The following is a 1,654-nucleotide window of genomic DNA, read 5'->3' on the forward strand; positions in this document are numbered from 1 at the left end:
ATCCATAGGACATAAAATAGCTATATAAAAGACTAGATTTTATTACTTTATATACTATTGACAAACCTTTCTGATTAGAATATACTTATCGCCAAGTATTATTTATTTTTAAATAAAAGGAGGGAGGAGGGATTGATGATTTTTCTGTAATTCTTAAGAATATAGCTATTTTGTTGTAATCAATTTTATCAAAAGGAGGTCGGTAAATAATGAAGAATAGTTTGTTTTTAATGTTTTTGATGTTGGGGTCTGTAGCCCTAGCACAAGAGGTGAAGAATATAGAAGGAAAAAATATAGAGGGGAAAAATATCGTATCTCCTCAAGAAAACACTTTGCAAGAAGACACAAAGCAAAAGGATCCAGATCCACAAATGCAAGTCCAAGCACCCAGTGTGAGCAAAGCACCTGCTAAAACAAGCCCTCAAGTCCTAGATACACCCCATTATAAGGGGAAATGGAAGTATGTTTGGAGGAGTTATCTTTCTACTTATGCAGGGAGCACTGCTAGTGAAATCGATGTAGTATTTGATTTTGGGGCTGCGTATAATATCTTAGACTCTTTGCGTGTAGAGGGCTATATGGGTATAGGGACATATATATCCAGCCAGAAAATGGGTCTGATGATCCCTACACAAATTCTTTTGAGTTACGCATTGACTAATTTTCATAATCAAACTAAAAACCTTGCTATCTATGTTGGTGGGGGTTATGATATGGGGATTGTCAATACAAGTAACAATAAGTTTGCTGCCTCTTTTTCTGCTGAGTCCAATAAACTCCACTTAGATGTGGGGATACAATTTGGCAAGACATTGGGCTTTAGAGTTTCTTATATCCCTCCTATAGGGCTTTTCAGAGAATCTCTTATCGGTGGCTCATTTGTGATGAAGTGGAAATAAGGAGGGTATATGAAATCTATCATCAAAATAACAGGGCTTTTATTTATAACTTCAATGTTTGCAAACAATGCTGCAGCACTAGGGATTGAAGAAAAGACAGGAAATGTTTGGTCATTTCAATTTGGCTATGGTCTGATGAATGGTTTGGGAGGAAAGCATAGCAACTCTTCAAGGGCTTATACACCAGAAAGCGCAGCAAGCAGAGCACCAACCCCTGAATCTGGAGGGTTTAACTTTCAATTTAAAAATGCTTATGAGATCTTTTTCACACAAATGCACGGACTCAGACTCTCTACTGATATTCAATATGGTTCAAGCAAAGCTCCTGTTGATCTGCAAACAATGGGTTTTGTGGGTAATACTAATATTTATAGCAAGGTAGCGCGACTCTTGGATCTGAGTATCAATTTAGATTATCGGATTGATTTTTTCCATCGAGGTAAATGGGATATTGGAGCATTTGCTGGGGGTGGGGTTGGTTATGCGATCCAAACAGATAAGGTCTATGTCAATGCAGGAGGGAAAGATGTGCCAGCTGGGGAGACATCTCCAACCTATGCTGGAGGGGGCTGGAATCTTGAGGGGGGATTGATTGCTACATACTCCAATCTTATCCAATTTGAACTCAATGCAATCTATAAACGCAGGGATTTAGCACGCAATTTATATGATATTGCAAGAGTGGGGAATATTGCTTTCAATAACCTAGCGTTCAACCTTGGTATTGGCTTTAAGTTTTAGTGAGGAAAGACAAG

The 1,654-nt window shown here is 38.1% G+C and carries 2 protein-coding genes; both read left to right on the forward strand.

The window, feature by feature from the left end; all coding sequences use genetic code 11:
• Positions 1 to 209 precede the first annotated feature (209 nt).
• Positions 210 to 899 (forward strand): porin family protein, encoded by a 690-nt coding sequence (locus BKH46_RS09240; RefSeq protein ID WP_143428960.1) that lies wholly within the window; start codon positions 210 to 212, stop codon positions 897 to 899.
• A gap of 9 nt (positions 900 to 908) precedes the next feature.
• A complete protein-coding gene (locus BKH46_RS09245) occupies positions 909 to 1,640 on the forward strand; it encodes a hypothetical protein (protein WP_095226535.1) in 732 nt (243 codons plus the stop codon).
• Positions 1,641 to 1,654: the final 14 nt, after the last annotated feature.

It is taken from the genome of Helicobacter sp. 12S02634-8 (assembly GCF_002272865.1).
GTDB lineage: Bacteria > Campylobacterota > Campylobacteria > Campylobacterales > Helicobacteraceae > Helicobacter_J.